The sequence below is a fragment of the Streptomyces sp. NBC_01214 genome, from assembly GCF_026340975.1.
Taxonomy (GTDB): Bacteria; Actinomycetota; Actinomycetes; order Streptomycetales; family Streptomycetaceae; genus Streptomyces.
In genome coordinates this window covers 2,570,504-2,587,499 of record NZ_JAPEOS010000002.1, presented here as the reverse complement: position 1 = coordinate 2,587,499, position 16,996 = coordinate 2,570,504, and the positions used below count along the sequence as shown (strand labels likewise).

20 protein-coding genes and 1 pseudogene are annotated in these 16,996 nt (G+C 71.8%); 4 read left to right on the top strand and 17 right to left on the bottom strand.

The window, feature by feature from the left end:
- The 17 genes and pseudogenes from OG594_RS36355 to OG594_RS36275 all read right to left on the bottom strand — a co-directional run.
- Window positions 1-240, bottom strand: a pseudogene (locus tag OG594_RS36355) (hypothetical protein); the annotation flags it as partial.
- A gap of 115 nt (window positions 241-355) precedes the next feature.
- On the bottom strand, window positions 356-829 hold the full coding sequence (locus OG594_RS36350) for a hypothetical protein (RefSeq protein WP_266606571.1): 474 nt from the start codon (window positions 827-829) through the stop codon (window positions 356-358).
- A 19-nt stretch (window positions 830-848) separates the two neighbouring features.
- Window positions 849-1,691 carry a DUF317 domain-containing protein gene (locus OG594_RS36345; protein WP_266606570.1) on the bottom strand — a complete coding sequence of 281 codons (843 nt, stop codon included), beginning with the start codon at window positions 1,689-1,691 and terminating at the stop codon, window positions 849-851.
- Between the two features lie 29 nt (window positions 1,692-1,720).
- On the bottom strand, window positions 1,721-2,929 hold the full coding sequence (locus tag OG594_RS36340) for a hypothetical protein (protein ID WP_266606569.1): 1,209 nt from the start codon (window positions 2,927-2,929) through the stop codon (window positions 1,721-1,723).
- A 38-nt stretch (window positions 2,930-2,967) separates the two neighbouring features.
- Complete coding sequence (locus OG594_RS36335; protein WP_266606707.1) at window positions 2,968-4,113, bottom strand: MFS transporter; 1,146 nt, start codon at window positions 4,111-4,113, stop codon at window positions 2,968-2,970.
- 203 nt (window positions 4,114-4,316) lie between these two features.
- Window positions 4,317-5,582, bottom strand: coding sequence for an MFS transporter (locus tag OG594_RS36330; protein ID WP_266606568.1), 1,266 nt, complete (start codon window positions 5,580-5,582; stop codon window positions 4,317-4,319).
- A 93-nt stretch (window positions 5,583-5,675) separates the two neighbouring features.
- Window positions 5,676-6,539, bottom strand: coding sequence for a helix-turn-helix domain-containing protein (locus OG594_RS36325; protein WP_266606567.1), 864 nt, complete (start codon window positions 6,537-6,539; stop codon window positions 5,676-5,678).
- Window positions 6,540-6,592: 53 nt separating this feature from the next.
- The gene (locus OG594_RS36320; protein WP_266444608.1) at window positions 6,593-7,015 is read right to left on the bottom strand and encodes a hypothetical protein; all 423 of its coding nucleotides are present in this window, start codon (window positions 7,013-7,015) and stop codon (window positions 6,593-6,595) included.
- Window positions 7,016-7,459 carry a hypothetical protein gene (locus tag OG594_RS36315; protein WP_266444605.1) on the bottom strand — a complete coding sequence of 148 codons (444 nt, stop codon included), beginning with the start codon at window positions 7,457-7,459 and terminating at the stop codon, window positions 7,016-7,018. It lies immediately after the preceding gene.
- Window positions 7,456-7,899 (bottom strand): hypothetical protein, encoded by a 444-nt coding sequence (locus OG594_RS36310; RefSeq protein ID WP_252310303.1) that lies wholly within the window; start codon window positions 7,897-7,899, stop codon window positions 7,456-7,458. The genes OG594_RS36315 and OG594_RS36310 overlap by 4 nt, the downstream gene beginning before the upstream one ends.
- Before the next feature lie 38 nt (window positions 7,900-7,937).
- Entirely contained in the window at window positions 7,938-8,243 is a 306-nt protein-coding gene (locus OG594_RS36305; protein WP_266444602.1) for an SH3 domain-containing protein, read from the bottom strand.
- A gap of 161 nt (window positions 8,244-8,404) precedes the next feature.
- Window positions 8,405-9,112, bottom strand: coding sequence for a hypothetical protein (locus tag OG594_RS36300; RefSeq protein ID WP_266606566.1), 708 nt, complete (start codon window positions 9,110-9,112; stop codon window positions 8,405-8,407).
- 57 nt (window positions 9,113-9,169) lie between these two features.
- Window positions 9,170-9,844 carry a hypothetical protein gene (locus OG594_RS36295; protein ID WP_266444596.1) on the bottom strand — a complete coding sequence of 225 codons (675 nt, stop codon included), beginning with the start codon at window positions 9,842-9,844 and terminating at the stop codon, window positions 9,170-9,172.
- Window positions 9,841-10,479, bottom strand: a complete 639-nt coding sequence (locus OG594_RS36290; protein WP_266444593.1) for a DUF3631 domain-containing protein — start codon at window positions 10,477-10,479, stop codon at window positions 9,841-9,843. Before OG594_RS36290 ends, OG594_RS36295 begins: the two co-directional genes overlap by 4 nt.
- Window positions 10,476-10,979, bottom strand: a complete 504-nt coding sequence (locus OG594_RS36285) for a hypothetical protein (protein WP_266444590.1) — start codon at window positions 10,977-10,979, stop codon at window positions 10,476-10,478. The genes OG594_RS36290 and OG594_RS36285 overlap by 4 nt, the downstream gene beginning before the upstream one ends.
- The gene (locus tag OG594_RS36280) at window positions 10,976-11,605 is read right to left on the bottom strand and encodes a DUF4913 domain-containing protein (RefSeq protein ID WP_266445577.1); all 630 of its coding nucleotides are present in this window, start codon (window positions 11,603-11,605) and stop codon (window positions 10,976-10,978) included. The genes OG594_RS36285 and OG594_RS36280 overlap by 4 nt, the downstream gene beginning before the upstream one ends.
- A 168-nt stretch (window positions 11,606-11,773) precedes the next feature.
- The gene (locus OG594_RS36275) at window positions 11,774-12,529 is read right to left on the bottom strand and encodes a site-specific DNA-methyltransferase (protein ID WP_266444587.1); all 756 of its coding nucleotides are present in this window, start codon (window positions 12,527-12,529) and stop codon (window positions 11,774-11,776) included.
- An 841-nt stretch (window positions 12,530-13,370) separates the two neighbouring features.
- On the opposite strand from OG594_RS36275, the gene OG594_RS36270 reads away from it, so the two are divergent.
- The 4 genes from OG594_RS36270 to OG594_RS36255 all read left to right on the top strand — a co-directional run bounded on the left by OG594_RS36270 (window position 13,371) and on the right by OG594_RS36255 (window position 16,983).
- Window positions 13,371-14,483, top strand: coding sequence for a C40 family peptidase (locus tag OG594_RS36270; RefSeq protein ID WP_266606565.1), 1,113 nt, complete (start codon window positions 13,371-13,373; stop codon window positions 14,481-14,483).
- A gap of 143 nt (window positions 14,484-14,626) precedes the next feature.
- Window positions 14,627-14,956, top strand: a complete 330-nt coding sequence (locus tag OG594_RS36265) for a hypothetical protein (RefSeq protein WP_051763391.1) — start codon at window positions 14,627-14,629, stop codon at window positions 14,954-14,956.
- Entirely contained in the window at window positions 14,953-15,633 is a 681-nt protein-coding gene (locus tag OG594_RS36260; protein WP_266606564.1) for a hypothetical protein, read from the top strand. Before OG594_RS36265 ends, OG594_RS36260 begins: the two co-directional genes overlap by 4 nt.
- A 33-nt stretch (window positions 15,634-15,666) precedes the next feature.
- Window positions 15,667-16,983: an ATP-binding protein gene (locus OG594_RS36255; protein WP_266444581.1), complete on the top strand. Its 1,317-nt coding sequence runs from the start codon at window positions 15,667-15,669 to the stop codon at window positions 16,981-16,983.
- Window positions 16,984-16,996 lie beyond the last annotated feature (13 nt).

Genomic DNA, 16,996 nt, shown 5'->3' with positions numbered 1-16,996 from the left:
CTTGCGTTCAGGGTCGGCGCAGTAGGTCTCGGTGTCGCCGTGGACGGCCGATCCGGGCGGGCCGTAGGCACCGATGTGGCTGGAGGCGCCGTGTCCCTCGGAGTCGGAGATGGTGTAGCCGGGGCCCAGCACCACGGAGGCTTCCGGGGCGGCCATGGCCGTCGCGGGCAGCAGGGTGCCTGCCGCGAGGGCGGCGACGGCGACGGCCAGGTGGGCGGGATGGGCGGGGCGAAGGCGCATAAGGAGGAGAGGGTCCTGTCGGTGGAGAGGGGAAGTCGGGTGCGGTCGACGGTGAGTCAGTAGGCGCGATGGGCCAATGACGGCCGAGGGGCGGGGCTCTACGGCAGGAGGGTGGTCACCGCGCCCGGGCGGCAAAGGTCCGAACTTGCCGGGCCGCGGCGGCGGGGGGCTGGCTGGTCCGTACCGGTGGAGCGCCGGGGATCCACAGGCGTACGTACTGGTCGATCGCGGCCCGCAGCCGGGTAACGCCAATGCCGACCCAAGGGGGGTGCTCGCTGTGGTTCCAGTCGTTGAAGGTGCCGTACTCGCCCTGGCCGGGCTTGTGTCCGAGGCGCCGGTCTCGGGTGTCGAAAGCGCCGTGGTCGGCGAAGCGCAGCACGGCGGTGTCGATCGGTCCTTTGTCGAGGTGCACGATCCGCAGTCGCAGCCCGTCGTAGCGGTCGGCGTAGATCGTGGGGGCGAAGTCGATGCGGAGCCGCAGCGGGAGGTCTGGGGCGGGGGCGGCGTAGTAGGCATGGCCGACGACGGCGGCCTCGGGGTAGGGCAGCGTGAGGTGGTCGGCGAAGAACTGTTCGGTGAACAGGGCCAAAGGGGTTCCTCGTTGTCGGTCAGCGGCGTACAGCGCCGCGGGCGGGAAGGGCAGCGGAGGGGGTGGTGGCGGTGCTCCAGCGCGGCACGCTGCCGACCGCAGCGGGCGGGTGGACCCCGATGCGGGGGCGGAGATCGCGGGGAGTCGGCACCGGAGGGCGGGGCGGTACGACGGGCATGAGCTGCGCGAGGGCGGCGAGCTGACGGTCGAGGCCCTGCTGCCAGCGGGCCACGGGAGTTGTGTCCGTGAACGCCTCCGCGGTGGCCGCGATGAGGTGAGAGGGCGTACCGGGGCTGAACGTGATCTCCGCGCGGGTGCCCCAGCCCGGAGGGCCCGCCCACAGTTCCGTCCCGTCCGGCAGGTCGCGGCGGGAGCGGTTGATGTAGACACCCGCGTTGCTGTCGGGAGCGGCCAGCTCCACGATGCCGACCTCGGCGCCCGTGCGCTGCCAGCCGGCTGCGACCAGCGGTGCCACGCTGTCGGCCCAGTACGCCGACGGGGCCGCAAGGAAGCGGTCCTGGCCGTCGGCCCAGTCCCGGGCGAGGGCGGTGGTGAGGGCGGCGACGAGCTCGGGCGGGGTGTTCTGGTTGGCGATCGCGGTCCACTGGGGTCCGGAGACCGCGTCGGGCGCGGCGCTGATCGTCCACAGGTCGTAGTCGTCTCCGGCCCAACCGATCCGGATGCGGTGGTCCGGGCTGGTTACGACGAGTTGGTGCGGGCCCTCGTCGAGGTGATGGTGGGGCCAATGCTTGACGGGGGCGAAGCCGGCATCGCCGTAGCCGGGCGATCCGGCGAGGTAGCGGGGGGTGACGTAGACGTCGCCGTCCACGGTGGCGGCGGACTGGGGGGCGGATGAAGGCAAGGGCGTCTCCACGAACGAAGGGGGTGCGGTCAGAGCGCGGCGGTCAGGGCAGCCGGGGCGGCGAGGGCCGGCCTGGGAGGGAGCGCGGAGGGCAACACGGTGTCCAGCCTCCGGATGACGGCGAGGTCGGCGAGGACCTCGCGCTTGGCACGGGCGCGCAAGGCCGGGGTGAAGGTGTCCGGCTCGAGCCTTCCGTCCGCGGTGGCGTACGGGCAGAGCCGGGCCAGGATGCGGGCGGCGGCGGCAGGCTGCGCGGCGACGAGGCGGTCGAGGGCCGCGTCGATGGCCTGGCGCCGTCGATCGTGGTCGGGAGCGGTCCGGCGCCGGTCGGTCACCGTGATCGCGTACTGGCGGATCAGGCGGTTGTGTTCGGCACGGCGCTGCCAGGCCGCGACCAGGAACCGGCGCGCGTTGAGAACCTTGAAGGCGTCGGGTTCGGGCATGTCGGCGAACCCGTTGGGCAGGGAGCCCAGGGCCGAGGAGCTGGAGGCCCTGGCCACCGGCACGGTCAGGCTGGTCAGTTCCTCCAGTGCCGAGTTCCAGCGCCGCTGCAGCAGCGGGTGGCGCAGCGCCGGATCACGGTCGTTCTGATCGCGGGCGTCATCGGCGACAGCGCTACGGAAGGCCACGGCTCCCATGGACAGCAGGCGATCAACCTCCGCTGTGCGGGGCGCGGGGAGGTAGCCATCGGCCCAGCCTTCCTCGACAGTGTCGAAGATGTCCTTGGCCAGCGGGCGCGCGGGCAGCCCTGCGGCGACGTGAGCCTGGGCGAGGAGCTGGGCGAAGAGGACGGGATGCGCCTGCGAGAGCCAGCCCCGGGTCGTGGTGACCGTGTCCGTCGAAGGAGTCTCCTCGGATTCGCGCGTGCGGTCTTCGGACCGGCGCAGCGCGGCGGTTTCCCGGTGGACTTGGTGGCGGGCGGTACGGACCTGCCTCAGCTGGCGGGCGGTACGGGTGGCGCGCGGGTCCTGGCGGTAGGTCATCCGCTCGACGGCGACCTGGAGGTCGCCCTCGGCGAAGGTGAGGGCGTCACGCAGTTCGTGCAGGCGAGTGGGAGCGTGGAGCAGGTCGTGCTGGGCGGGGCGGAGGTGGCCGCCGGCATCGGCTATCGCGGCCGTCACCAGGTGCTCGAAGCGCTCCTGCAGATAGTGGGCGAACGCCTCGTCGTCGAGGGCGGCCACTTCGCGCAGGCGGAGGCGAAGGTGCTGCGGCTGGGTGGAGTCGGTGGGCTCGGGCATGGTGGTCCTGTTCGGGATGGCAGGCGGGGTGGGAGGGGTCAGGCGGGGAGCGGGCGGCGGGTGGCCGGATGGGTGCGGAGTTTCGCGAAGGCCACGGCCAGCCCGACGGCCTGCAGGACGGCGCAGGCGGTGATGGCGTGGCCGAGCAGGTCCGGTGGTGTGAGCGCGACCAGGGCTCCGGCGAGGGGGAACGGCGCGAGGAGCAGCAGGATGATCAGCGAGAGGGTGCTGCCGAACACCTCGGCCGGGACGAGGTGGGCGCGCAGGGTGCGCAGCACCACGGTCATGCCCGCTTCGCCGGCCATCAGCAACGCCACCAGGACCAGGAAGACGGTGTAGGTGTCAGCGGCTGCCAGAGCCAGGCAGGCCAGGGAGGCGAGGGAGGCTGCGGCAGCTCCGACCGGCCACAGGCCGGCGCGGTCGATCGCGAAGCGGGCGAGGGTGACCATGGCCAGGGAGGCGATGGCGGCGGCCGACCAGACGAGGCCGACCTGGCTGCTCGTGCCACCGAGTTGCTTGATGACCAGGACGGGGCCGGCGGCCTGCACGAGGCCGATCGCGCAGTTGGACAGCACCAGCCCGACGCACAACCACCCCAGGGCGGGGAGCGACCGCAGGGTCCGCCATCCGATCTTGAGGCCCTGGGCGACGGGGACCGGGGCCTCTTGGGGCCAGACGGGACGCTGACGGGGGGCCAGGGCCGCGCCGAGCAGGGAGCAGGCGGCGATGATCAGGAGCATGCCGGTGGCGCCGCTGTACTGGAGTAGCACGCCGGCCAGGGCCGGGCCGGCAAGGGTGGCGCCCTGGTCGATGCCCAGCAGGACGGCCTGGACGCGGTGTGCATGGCCTCCGGCGTCCCGGCTCGCGGCGCCGCCCGCGGTCTCGGCCGCGATGTAGGAGAACTCGGTGAGGACGCCTGTCGTGGCGGCCAGTGTCATGACTGTGATCACGGCGCTCGATCCCTCGCCCACGGAGGGCAGGACGGCGGCTGCGGCGAGGACGACCGCCGCGCGCAGGACCGAGGCGATGCGAAGGACCCGTGTGCTGCCGAACCGGTCCACGGCGGCGCCCGCGAGGGCGAACGCCCCAAGGCGGGGAACCCATTCGAGCATGAAGGCCAAGCCGGTCAGGGTGGCCGAGTCGGTGACGGCCAGGACGAGCAGCGGGATGCCGTACGTGCTCATGGCGAAGGCACCGGCATCGGCAGTGCGCGGGACGTAGACGCCGCGTACGGGTCCGAAGTCGGGAGTGCGGACATGTCGGCCGGTGGGTGGCCGCAGGACGGCAGCGTGCTTGGGGGGCATCGTCTTTCCGGGGTGGGGCGGATACGTTCGGGGAACAGACCGGCTGGACGGTGACGACAGTCCGAGCGGGCGGCAACAGCGGCCTAGCGGAGCGTCGAGACCGAGTGGCGCGGGTGGCTGTGGCGTGGGCGGCGGTGGCGGCCCAGGCGTCGGCCGGGGCCGAGTTTGGGGTGGGCGGCGGTCAGGACGGTCAGCGCAGTTGCTGCGCCGGCGGCGGGCAGGGCAACGAGGATCTGCGGGCTGGTGGAGAGAGCTCCGGCGAGCGCGGTGCCGGCGGCCTGCCCGGTGCCGACCGAGAGGATCAGCCAGGCGTACGCCTCGGTCGTGCGGGAGGCCGGGGCGAGGGCGTCCACCGTGTGGAAGCCATTGGTGATGATCAAGGTGAGGAAGAGGCCCGGTATCCCCACGAGGCCGACGGCCGCTCGGGGGCCTGGGTCGGCCAGCAGGGGAAGCCAGCCGAGGAGGAACAGGACGCTGGTGCAGAGCAGTTGCGTGGTCGTGGTGCCGGGCCAGGTCCTGCGGGCGTAGACCAGGCCGCCCAGGAAGCTGCCGGTGGAGAACACGGCGGGAAGGAACCCAGACAGCATCGGCTGCTCCTGTACGGCGGCCATATCGGCGGCCCAGACGTTCATCGCGCCGAGCGTGAACCCGGTCCCCGCCAGGCCGGCGAACAGCATGACCAGCCCGCTGCTCATCAGCCGTCCGGTACCCGCGCCGCCCTCTGTGGTCGGCCGCCATGTCCTCGACGGACCGGCGGTCAGGACGATCGCCGAGCCCGTCAGGCCGAGTGTCGCAGTCACCAGAAGAGCGGTATCGGGGCCGTGCGTGGTCGCCAGCCACGAGGCAAGCAGTGGGCCCACTACGTAGAGGAGTCCCTGCGAGCCGCTATCGAGGGCCTGCACGACGCGCCGCCGCCTCGCATCCGGCAGGACCGTCGGCCACAAAGCCCGCAGTCCGGCCTCCAGGGGCGGGGTGATCAGCCCGGCGAACCCCACGACTGCGGTCACCACCACCTGTTGTCCGTCGGCACCGACCCACGGGAGCGCCAGCAAGCAGGAGGAGTTGAGCACGGCGGCCGGGATGGAGATCCGGGTCTGCCCGTACCTGTCCATCAGCTGGCCCTTGACCGGCTGAGAGAGGCCCGAGGCCAGGCCGTAGAGCGCGGCGAGGAGTCCGCCGAACGCCAGCGTCCCGCCGCCCGCAGTGATCCACAGGACGAGGCTCACCGGGACCATGCCGTTGGGCAGGCGCCCGATCAGGGTGCCACCGAGCAGGCGGGCAACGTACCGGCTACCAAGGACGGATCCGTACGTGGCCGGCGGGGCGGTGGCGGTCAAGCGAGCGGTCAACGGGGGCTTTCCGTCAGGGCTCAGCGCCAGGGCGCCGGGAGCGAGGGAATACCGGCGGCAGGCGGCCGGAACATGGCAGTGGTCGGTTAGGCGTCACCGGCTCGGTCCGCTGGTCGGTGCGGAGAACAGATCCACGGGCCGCCACCCGGTGGCCGGGGCCGGGGCCGGGGCCGGCGGCTGGGCTACGGCCACGGCCGGGCTGGTCTTGCGGGCCTGGTGGGCGGCCCACTGCCCGGAACGGGTGGCGGCCGGGATACGGGGTGCGCCCCAGACGGGGTGTGCCTGGGCCTCGGGAAGCGGGCGGGCGATGGCCCAGGTCGAAAGAGCCAGGTAGATCGGGGCGAGGGCCTGGCCCGGGGCGGTCAGCTGCAGCGAGGCGGCGTCATCGCGGGTGACGGCGACCAGGCCGTCGTCGATGAGCCGACGGATCGGCGGGTAGATCGCGCTGGGGCTGTGGTCGGGCATCGCCTCGGCCGAGAGCGCGGCCATGGTCGAGGTCCCGCGGGCCTTGAGGGTCCACAGCAGCACGGTGGCGTGCCGGTGACCGATCACGGCGAGGGTGTCCTCGGCGTTCTGCGCAGCCGGTATCCGCTCCGGCTCCGTCCTCCCGGTGACGGGGTTGAGGACGAGGTTCTTCTCCAGGTGTCCGTCGCCCCAGCCCGCCAGGGCGGTCAGCGACGGCATCAGCTCCCGTCCGCGTGCGGTCAGGCCGTAGGTGACGTGCAGTCGGGTCTGGGCGGTGCGCTCGACGAGCCCGGCATCCGAGAGCGCCCGCAGCCGCGGGTGGAGCTGGCCGTCGCCGAGCCACGGCAGGTGCTCCTTGAGCTTGGTGTAGCGCAGCGGGCCGGGCTGGGAGGCCAGCGTCATCAGCACCCACACGCTCCAGCGCGGCGTGATCATCTCCAGCGCTTCGGCAACGCGGGGCAGGTCGTTGGAAGGCAGGTGGGCAGCAGCCAAGGCGGTAACTCCAGACGGCGCGGGGTGGACGAGAAGAAGGAGAAAGGAGGGGGTCAGCGCGAGCGGGCAGGCCCGTCAGACGCGACCGGCGGCATGGCCGGTGTGACGGCCGTGGCCTGGGAGGCGGGCGCCGGGGACTCGGTGTCGGGGACACGAGCCAGGCTGTTCAGAACGTCGCCGAGAACCTGGGCGTGGGAGTCGCGGACGGTGACTGCGTGTGCCAGGCGGCGGGTGGCGTCGGAGATGTGGCCGACATCCACGGATTCGATCGTGCGGTCGGGGTGAGTCAGCCGGTGGAGCTGCTCGGTGTGGAAGGCGACGGCGCGGTCGGCGTACTGCAGGGCGGCGAAGCTGTTGAGCAGGGCGTAGCGCATGCTGCCGGGCACGGCGTCCGCGGCGAGGCCGGTGACCGGGCGGCCGTAGAGCGCTTCGATCTGCGCGCCCGTCGCCCGGGAGGCAGAGTACGGATCGGGCACTCAGCGTCCCCGGGCCGCCGCCACGTCCTCGGCGCCGGTGGGCGCGGGCCGTAGGCCGCTGCCCACGACGGCGGACCGGACCTGGAGGGGGGCGGCCGGCGGCCGGGCGGCTGGCGGTGGCATCGCGGAGAGCAGCTTCTCCAGCGCGATGCGGTAGCCGGTGCGGCCGGCCAGTGCGGCCTCCAGCCACTCGGCGTCGAACCGGAGCGTGTCCGAGGACAGCGAGTCCAGTTCGGCGTCGGGGGCCATGGCAGCGTGGACACGGTCGCGGACGCGTACGACCTGGGCCTCGGCCAAGGCGAGGAAGGCGCGCAGTTCCAAGGCCCGGACCAGGGCGGGCGAGCTGCCGGGGCGGACCGCGCGCTGGTGCAGCTGGCCCAAGGGCCCGCCGAACACCTGCTCCAGGCGGGCGTCTTGGGTACTGGGCTTGCGAGCATCGCTCATCGGGCACCGCCCCTGATCCGCGCGGGCTGTGCCGGGACGGCAGTGGGCAAGGTCGTTGTCACCCGGGGTCCGAAGCGCCGCTGGATGCGGGCCTGCTCGACGGGGGACTCCAAGAGGAACCGGAGGACCTGCGCCCGACCGTCACGAGCGGCAACCGCGTAGTTCACACGGTGGGCCAACTCCATCACCGGGTCGTCCAGCACGTCCCCCGGCGCCGTCTCCAGCGCGGAGACCAGAGCGTCCTCGGCCGTCTCCACTCCCTGCTGCGCCTCGGTGAGCAGCGCGTACCAGCGGACCACCTGGGTGGCACTGGGGTAGGCGTGCGGAGCGGCCTGGACGGCCTGGGCCAGTTCGGGCAGACCCAGGCTGAACTGGGCCTCGATCCGCTCGGCGAACAAGCCGAGCACGTCGCCGTCGAAGACGTCGGGGATGTCGGACACGAAAGGTGGCTCCTGGAAGAGGGGAACGTACGGGTGGGTCAGTTCGGGCGACGGCAGCCGTCGCGACGGAGGTCACCGTCGTCAACCCAGCCGGTGATGCCCGAGGCAGTGGTGACGTGCAGCCAGGCGCCGTCGGTGACCGAAGCCGTGAACGGCTCCCCGCGCCGCAGCACACCGACGGCCGTGGAGTCACCGTCGGCACGGGCACGGACGGCGACGGCGAGCACCGGCTCGGCCCGCCGAGCCGAAAGGGGCGTGACGGAGCTGACTACCGCGGAGGCGGCGCAACGGGATGGGGTGCCGCTCAGGACGGTGGCGGTGATGGACGCGGGTGTGTGGCACACAGCGGATGGCTCCAGACCAGGCAGAACAACAGGAAGTGACCGCCCTCAGTGGGGCGGTGGTGTTGCAAAGGGTCCGGAGAATCCCCGGTTTCCGAAACCGGGGATCGGCGGCTATATTGCGCGCCGCCGGTCCGCCGAAACGGGCTCGGCGAAAGCCGTGTTCAGCGTCCTTGAGACCGACGGGAGACCGGCGGCAAGGGTGTCGCCGGCGCGGTCTGGGCCGGGCTGCGGCGTGCGGTCGGAGCCGGCGGCGGTAGCGCCGGGGCCTCCTCGTCCGACCATGCCTCCCACCAATCGACCGCTGCGGCGTAGGTCTCGAACCCGCCTTCCCGCAGGGTGTGGCTGTTGGAGTCCCAGTCGAACTGCTCCAGCAGGATCCGGAATTCCGGCGCCGCCTGGGGGTCAAGGGAGCGCAGCATCACGACCGTCTGTACGGGGTCGCGCATGTCGTCGGTGTAGCTGGCCAGCAGGGCGAAGTGGTCACCATCTCCGCGGACGCGCGCCTCCAGGGCCCTGGTGCGGTCGTCTGCGGGGTCGTGCACGCCCTCCGGTGCGTCGAGCGCGTCGGAGGGACAGCCTCGGGCTATCAGGTACGACTGGGCCATCGCGTACAGCGGGAGTTCCTTGGAGTCGACCTCGAAGGTGCGGGCGCGCAGGTCACGGGAAACGTGAACGGCTCGGAGCTGCGGGCTTCCCGGAATGACGTACGTGGCTCCCTCGTCGAGGAGGACGAAGTAGGCGTCGGTGTACGTGCGGTACTCGCCGAGCACCTTGAAGGAAGAGATGTCGAGATCTTCGTAGTGCTGCTGATGGCCGTCATCGGCGGGCTCGAAGCCGTCCAGTTCGTAGTCGGGTCGGTGAAGAGGCACGTGTGGCGGGCTTCCTTCTTCAGGGGCGGAGGGGGACGAACCCCGGGGCACCTTGGGTCAGTGCTGTCGGGCTTGTGCCGGCCAGGCCCCGGCCGGGCGGGCAGGCAAAGGCGTGGCCATGGCCGGTGGACGGCGGGTGCCGAGCAGCGCGGTCCGGCCGGTGTCGGTCAAGGCGACCGGCTGGCCGACGGTTAGCGCCCGGGACGTGTCCCGGGTGACGAGTCCGTGGGATTCCAGGCGCTGGAATGCCGGAAGGTCGATGAGACGGCCCTGGACTGTTCGGACCGAGACCCGGTGGGTGAGGAGGTGTTCGCGCATCGTGCCGCCGCCGGCGAGCGAGAGGAGCGCCGCGAAGTCGTGCGCCGTCAGCTCGTCGTCAGCGGGGACGAGGGCAGGGGCGGCGGCCTTGACCGCCTCCAAGGCGGCAGCGACACCCTCCTGCAGCCGGTCGCGGGCGGCCGTGGCCTGGGCCAGGTCGTGCACAGTCCGGCGCAGGCGGTCCAGGAGCGGGGTATCCACGGGGTAGCTGCCGGAGGACAGGCGCTTCAGTACGTTGCGGTGGTACGCGACCGCGCCCTCGGCATTCACCAGTTCCCGGTGTACGGCAGCGAGCGCGGCCCGCTCCGCCAGGAGCAGCCCGCGGAGATGGTCGTGATGCAGAACGGTCAGGTCGCCGACGACTTGCTCAATGGCGGCGTCCAGGGCGGTTGCCGGGGATTCGCAGGCGCTCACGACGGACGGCAGTCACAGTCGGCCGGGATGGCGGCCAGAAGGGCCGAGCGGCGGTAGGACTTGCGGCGCCGGCCGTCGCCGAGGGTGATGTCGCGGCTGGCCACCTCGTACGGGCGCAGCAGGGTGGCCAGGCGGGTCTGGGTGAGTTCGGCGTACGGCCAGCGGCCCTCGGCGAAGCCGGGCAGGGTACGCAGCTCCGCGACGAGGTCGACGGAGGACAGTGCGTCCGGGCTGCCGTGGAAGGCGAAGGCGTCCAGGCAGGCGGCCAGGATGCACGGGGCGGCGAAGGCGGAGACCGCATTGTCGGCGGTGCGGCTCAGGACGGTCGGCGGCTGCTCGGAGTCGGCGCACGGCGGGCAGCAGCTGTCGGCGCCCAGGAGGTGCGAGACCTGTCGGCCCGCCTTGGCGTGCTCGACCAGCAGATTGCTCAGGTCGTCGAGTTCCTTGTCCTGGGCGGCTTCGGTGGTGGGCTGCGGTCGGCTGGCCCAGGCGCTCAGTTCCGCCTCCACTTCCAGCTGACGCTCGCGAGCATCCAGCAGGGCCTGGTGGCGCGGGTGCGGAGCCGGGCGGGGCTCGAGGAGGGCCGTCATCAGGGCCTGGAGCAGGGAGGAGGACTGGGCGGTGAGGTTGGTCATCGCGAAGGACCCTTCGGGGAATTCGTGGTGGCGATGCGGGCGGGTGCGGGGAGTCCGGGGACCGGGAACGCTGCGGCTCGAGGCGCCGGCGTGAAGGCAGGGCGCGGCCGGACTTGTGGCGAGAGGGAGCGAGCCGCGTACGCGCGGGGCCCGGCTGCGGGGCGGGGGCGGCCGACGCGGGCCCGGACGGTGTCGTAGATGTCGTGCTTGGCGCGGGGGCGTACGGCGACGATGTGGACGTTGGTGCGGTGGCTGGAGCCGGGCGGGGCCGGGCGGTAGTCGTAGACGATGCGGTACTGCACCCGGGAGCCGAGGTAGAGCTTGCGGTAGCCGGTCAGCTCGGCGGTGAGTTCGGGCCCTCTCACCTGGGCGCGCACGACGTCCTGGATGAGGGCAAGCCCGAGGTCGCGCATGTCGCCCGGAGCGGCGAGCAGGTCGTTGAGGGCATCGGGGTGAAAGGAGAGGCCGAACGCCGGCGGAGGCTGCGGTGGGTGCGTCACAACCCGGCCCCGTCCGGGGCCGGGGCGCCGCCGGTCGTCTGGGCCTCCGACTCGCGGGCGGCGGACCGCGCGGAGGGGCCCGGCCCGCGCAGCAGGCGGTGCTCGGCACGGTCCGGGTCGGTCTGGCAGGCGCTCAGGGGGCCGCCGGGGGCGCGGACGTAGGCCATGCAGTGGGTGAGGAAGTCCCGGTGCCACACGAACATGCCACTGGGGCCGGCCTCGGCGTCCTTGTGCTGGTGGTAGGCCATCCACAGCGCGTGCAGCCACGCGACGACGTCGAGGTGCTCCTGCCACTGCTCGCACCATGGTGCCGCGGTGGTGATCTCGGCGCCGTAGACGTCCATGAGGTGGTCGTCCACCCAGTCCGTCAGCGCAGCGATTTCGTCCTCGTACTCCTCGCCTTCCAGCTCCAAGATCGGCTTGGGGTCCGGCGGCGGGGCTGGGGCGGTGAACGACGGCATGCCGGGGAACCCGGCGAAGGGCATGCTCGCGGCCATCGGGTCCGCAGGCGGCGCGGAGGCCAGTGTGTCGATCATGCGGGCCTGCTCGGCCGACTGGTCGAGCAGCTTGCGGACGGACGCCTCGATCGATTCGAGGTCAGCGTCCGGCAGACGGACCGGCTCCATTTCCCCGCCATGGCGGGGCTCGGCAGATTCGGACACGAAAGGGGTTCTCCTTGCAGCCAGGGCCGTGAATTCGATGGCCCTGATGGTCCGGAGAATCCCCGGTTTCGGAAACCGGGGATCTGCCGCTATATTCCGCCCGCCGCGGGATCGGGCTGTGGTGCAGCTCGGTCAGGAGGTCAGGGCGAAATCGTCCTGGGAATGCACCTGATGGGCGGTATCGGTGAGGCGCTCGGAGGCAACAGCCGCGTACTCCTTCGTTTTCTCGATGCCGATGAAGTCGCGTCCCTCCAGCAGCGCGGCGACCCCGGTGCTGCCCGATCCGGCACAGAAATCGAGCACGGTGCCGCCGGGCGGAGCGATCTTCACCAGCTCCCGCATCACCTCGACCGGCTTCTGCGTGATGTGCCGGCGGGCCTTGCCCGAGGGCTGCGAGGCGCTGTACAAGCCGGGCAGGTAGACCGGGTTCGCGGCGGCGTCGATCTTGCCCTTCGCGCCCCAGACGATGAACTCGCAGTCCTGCCGGAACTTACCCTTCTGCGGCCTGGCCTGCGGCTTGTGCCAGGTCAGGACGCCCAGCCACAGCCAGCCAGCGGCCTGGAGCGCGTCCGTGGTCGCCGGCAGCTGCCGCCAGTCGGTGAACAGCAGCGCCGTGCCCCCGACCTTGGTGGCCCGGTGGGCCTCGGTCATGATCTGGGTCAGCCAGAGCGTGTACGAGCGCTGGTCCATGTTCTCGCCGACAAAGTCCGGCAGCGCATGCTGGGCGTCCGCGGAGACGTACTTCTGGCGGGCTGAGCGGCTCGTGCGCTCCTTGGCAGTTCGGCCGCCGCTGTTGTACGGCGGGTCGGTGATGACGGAATCGGCGCAGCCGTCGGGCAGAGTCGCGAGCACGCTGAGTGCGTCGCCCTGGTGAAGGGAAAACGACAAAGGGGAACCCCAATTCGGTGAGGGATGCAGACGGGAAGGCTCCAGACCGTGCGGCGGCCATCGCAAGACATGCGGACAGGCGGCGCGGGGAGGTCCCAAACTGTAGGTGAAGATTCCCGGTTGAGGCGCATCGCCGACCAAGAACCCCGGAAATCAGGCGGATTCCGCCCGTGATTTCGGTGACCGGGGATTCGGGCTTACTGTCTTGTCACTGCCCGGCGGACACCGCTGATGGCGACCCTTCCCCGTTTCCCCCTCTCCCGCAGGAGGCCCCTGTGTTCCGTCCGTGACCCCGCACGCAGCCATCGCTGCCGCCTCGCCGTTCCCTGCCCGCCCGCCCGCCGCAGACCCTGACAGGGAGGTTGCCCATGTACCGCCCCTGCTGACCTCGCCCGTGTTCCCCGCAACTGCGCCGGCCGAGGAGGTGCCGCTCATGTTCCGCCCGTAATCCCCTTCCGCCCTGGTGGGTGAGGCAACGCCCACCAGGCACCCCAGTTCGATGCCGGTTTCCCGCCCCGGCACCCCTCCAGGAGTTCGCTGATGTTCCGCCCGTAAGACGCCCCGCCGTCCCGATCTTCACCAGCCCGCCGCTGCGGGCCACTCCTTGAACGTCCCAGGAGGCACACCCATGTTCCGCCCGTAACCTCCCCCGTCCCACCGGGTGTGTGAGGCAACACGCACCCGAGCCGGGGCTCTTCGCCCACCTCCACCGCTCCGGCCGCACGGCCCTTCCCCTTTCACACCGTGCGGCCGGGGCCCACCCCGAGGACCTCCCCGTGACCCCTTCCTCTCCATCGCCACGTGACATCCCCGCAGCCCGCCGGCCGGAGGCCGCCCGGGAGTGAAAGGCATCGCCGCCGCGATCGGCGTGCTCTGCCTCTCCCCCGCGCTGCTGGCTGGCACAGCCGTCCTCGCCGCAGCTGCGAGCCACTCCTCGAGCCCGGGCACCTCCTGCGTCACCGACTCGGTCGACACCGACGCCGTACGGCGCCAGGTCGCCGCCGTCCTCGGCGGGTCAGGCGCTCAGAACGTCCACGTCGAGGGCCTGGACCTGCCCGCCGAGCAGATTCCCCACGCCCGGACCATCGTCGCCACCGGCATCACGCTCGAAGTGCCCGCGCGCGGCCAGATCGTGGCCCTGGCCACCGCCATCCAGGAATCCCGGCTGCGCAACCTCAGTTACGGCGACCGCGACTCGTTGGGCTTGTTCCAACAGCGGCCCAGCCAGGGTTGGGGCACTCCCGCCCAGGTGCGCGACCCCGTCTACGCCAGCACGAAGTTCTACCAGGGCCTGCTGAAGGTTCCCGGCTGGCAGCAGATGACGGTGACCCAGGCCGCGCAGGCCGCCCAGCTGAGCGGATTCCCCGACGCCTACGCCCAGTGGGAGCCTCTCGCCCGCGCTCTGCAGCAGGCCATCGCCCCGACGCTGAAGGGCTCCGGGCCGCCCACCGAAGGCCAGACCCCGGGCATCCCGGCGACGGACCCATGCGCTCCGGGCGAAGACGGCAGCGGATCCGGACCGATCCCCGAAGGGGCGGTCCCCAAGGGGTACTCGATCCCCGCCGACGCCGACCCCCGCGCCAAGACGGCCATCACCTGGGCCATGAACCAGCTCGGCACCCTCTACCAGTGGGGCGGCTCGTGCCTGGATCCGCACGGTCCGGACCCGATGGGCCGTTGCGACTGCAGCTCGCTGACCCAGCAGGCGTACAAGAAGGCCGGGATCACCCTGACCCGGACCACGTACACCCAGGTCAAGGAAGGCAACGCCGTCCCGCTGAACCAACTTCGCCCCGGCGACCTGGTGTTCAGCCGCGGCACCCCGGCGGTCCCCGAGCACGTCGGCATCTACGCCGGCCACGGCTACGTCATCGAGGCCCCGCGCACCACAAAGCCGGTCCGCTTCAGCACCCTCGCCGACTACGCCGCCCACAGCGCACGCCGTCTCCCGTGACACCGGTCCGCCCGGCCAGCCCTTGAGGCACCGGGCGGACCGGACCACCTTCGCGCCGCAGCGCGCCCCTTCCCCCTCCCCCCTTTTTCTTCCTGTTCCCGGCAGGGCCCGTCGTGTCCTGCGCATGCAAGGAGCGCACCACCATCTCCCCCGCCAATCTCACTCCACCCCTGTCCGAACGCATCACCCTGCTTGCCTACGATCCGGGCGTCTCACCCAAGGGCGGCGGCCTGCCCGGCCTCGACGTCCTGCGCACCGTCGTGAACTCGATCAACCTGTTCGGGATCGTGGCCGTGGTCGGCGCCCTGGCCGTCAGCCTCGGCGTCTGGGCCTGGGGCCACCACTCCGGCGGCCACCAGGCCGAAGCCAACGGCAAGAAGGGCGCGGTCGTAGCCGCGGCCTCGGCCCTCGGTCTGGGCGCGGCCAACGGCATCGTGGCGTTCTTCAGCGCGCTCGGCCAGCAGGTCCGATGAGGAAACGTTCCCTCGACGTGCTCGGCCTGGGCTGGCAGCCACCCCGGCGCGTCCTGCTTTTCGCCGGTGTACTGGCCGCGCTGCTGGTCCTCGCCGGCGCCGTCGCCTGGTGGACCGGGAGCCACCAGAGCCCCGAGGCATCCGGCAAGCAGACCAGCCCGACCGGTGCACCGAAGGCCCCCTCCGCTCCCGTACCGACAGCGCCCGCAGCGGGGTCCGCGGTCGCCGGGCCGCCGCCGATCTCCGATCCGCTCGCGTTCGCCCGGGCGAGCGCGGTGATGCTGTGGACTTTCGATGCCCGCACTACCAGCCGCGACGCCCAGCTCGCCGGCATGCACAGCTGGATGACCGGCGAGTCCGCATACGCGGACTGGGACTCCGTCCAGGCCCAGATCCCCGACCCGGTGCTGTGGTCACGGCTGAAGGACAACGGCCAGCACGCCAGCGCCACCACGTCGGAGGCGCACTTTCCGTACGCGTTCAAGCAGGCCCTGGCCGACAACCCGCAAGCCATCACCGAGGCGTACATCTACGCCGTCACGGTGCGCGGCAAAACCCAGCTCGCCTGGAACGGCGGCGGAGGCGGTGCCGAAGACCGGCAGATCACCCTCGCCGTCCAGTGCCGACCCGGCAAGGACTGCCGCCTGGTCGCCATAGCCCCGCGCGTCGCCCCGTAGCCACCGCCTGTACCTCCCGAAAGGACGCCCGACGTGGGCTTTTGTGACCTGCCTGTCGCCGGCTACCTCTGCAAGGCCGGCGATGTGATCGACTTCGCCTCCGATCCCGTCGGCGCGATCGGGAAGTGGATGGCGGAAAGCGCCGGTGACGTCGCCGCCGCAGCAGCGGACCTCGCGTCCAAGGCCATCGACCGCACCACCAACATCGACCTCGGAGCGGGATGGTTCCGCGACAACTACGAGACGATTCTGCCGATCGGCCTGCTGATGCTCGTCGCGACGTTCTGCGCGCAGCTGGTGAGAGCCGCGATCCAACGCGACGGCCAAGCCCTCGCCCAAGCGGTGACCGGAACGGCCTCCGGCGTCTTGTTCGCCTTCTGCGCCATCGCCTTCACCACCGTCGCCATCGAAGTCGTCGACGCCCTGTCCAACGGGCTGTTCGCGGCTTCCGGTACGAACATCTCCTCCGCCGTGCGCAGGATCGTCAAGGTCCAGCAGATCAGCTCCATCGCCGGAATGGGCTGGCTCGTCGCAGTCGTCGCAGCCCTCGGCAGCGCGATCGGAGCGTTCCTGTTCTGGGGCGTGATGATGGTCCGCAAGGTCGGCATCCTGATCCTCGTCACCTTGGCCATTTTCGCCGGAGCCGGCGGCGGCTGGGAAGTCGCCCGACGGTGGCGCCGCGGCTGGATCGAGGCCACCGCCACCCTCGTCGTCTCCAAGCTGCTGATGACGATCATCTTCGTGCTCGGCATCGCAGCCATGGGCAAGACCGAAGCCAAGGACGGCGTCGCCGCCCTCGCGGACGTCGCCGCAGGCATGGTCATCATGCTCATGATCCTGTTGTGCCCGTACATGACGTTCAAGTTCGTGCACTGGGCCGCTGAGGGAACCGACGGCGAGTCCCTCCACCGCGCCGGCGGCGCCGGCGCGACGGTTGCCCGTCAGCACGCCGAGAACGCGGCGCGCAAGGCTGCTGCGGCGGCCACCGGCGGCGCGGCGGCCGGAGCCGGCGCTGCCGGTGGTGGCGCCGAGGCTGCGGGCAGCGGCGGGGGCTTCCCCGGCGACATCGCCTCCAACCCGACCGGCGGCATGGACATGGGCAAGGGCGACTCCGGCGGCAGCTCCGGCGGGGGCTTCCACGACCTGATGGAGCAGGCCGCGCCCCCGCAGGCCCGGACCGGAAGCGGCCAGGACACCGGCCAGGCAGACGGTCCGCCGAGCTGGAGCGGCCCCGGGTCCCAGCAGAGCGGGTGGAGCACCAGTGCGCCCGCCGATCCGATGCCTCCGGCCCACGGCGCTCCGGCCAACGGTGACAGCGCCTCCCAGACCGGCTCGCCGACCGGCCTGTAGTCCCTCCGCCAGC

Coding starts and splice junctions, on each gene's coding strand:
- OG594_RS36335 (WP_266606707.1), bottom strand. CDS start 4,113: ATGAGCACGTACGGCATCCCGCTGCTCGTCCTGGCCGTCACCGACTCG.
- OG594_RS36260 (WP_266606564.1), top strand. CDS start 14,953: ATGAGGAAACGTTCCCTCGACGTGCTCGGCCTGGGCTGGCAGCCACCC.
- OG594_RS36315 (WP_266444605.1), bottom strand. CDS start 7,459: ATGAGCGATGCTCGCAAGCCCAGTACCCAAGACGCCCGCCTGGAGCAG.
- OG594_RS36340 (WP_266606569.1), bottom strand. CDS start 2,929: ATGCCCGAGCCCACCGACTCCACCCAGCCGCAGCACCTTCGCCTCCGC.
- OG594_RS36280 (WP_266445577.1), bottom strand. CDS start 11,605: ATGGAGCCGGTCCGTCTGCCGGACGCTGACCTCGAATCGATCGAGGCG.
- OG594_RS36290 (WP_266444593.1), bottom strand. CDS start 10,479: ATGACCAACCTCACCGCCCAGTCCTCCTCCCTGCTCCAGGCCCTGATG.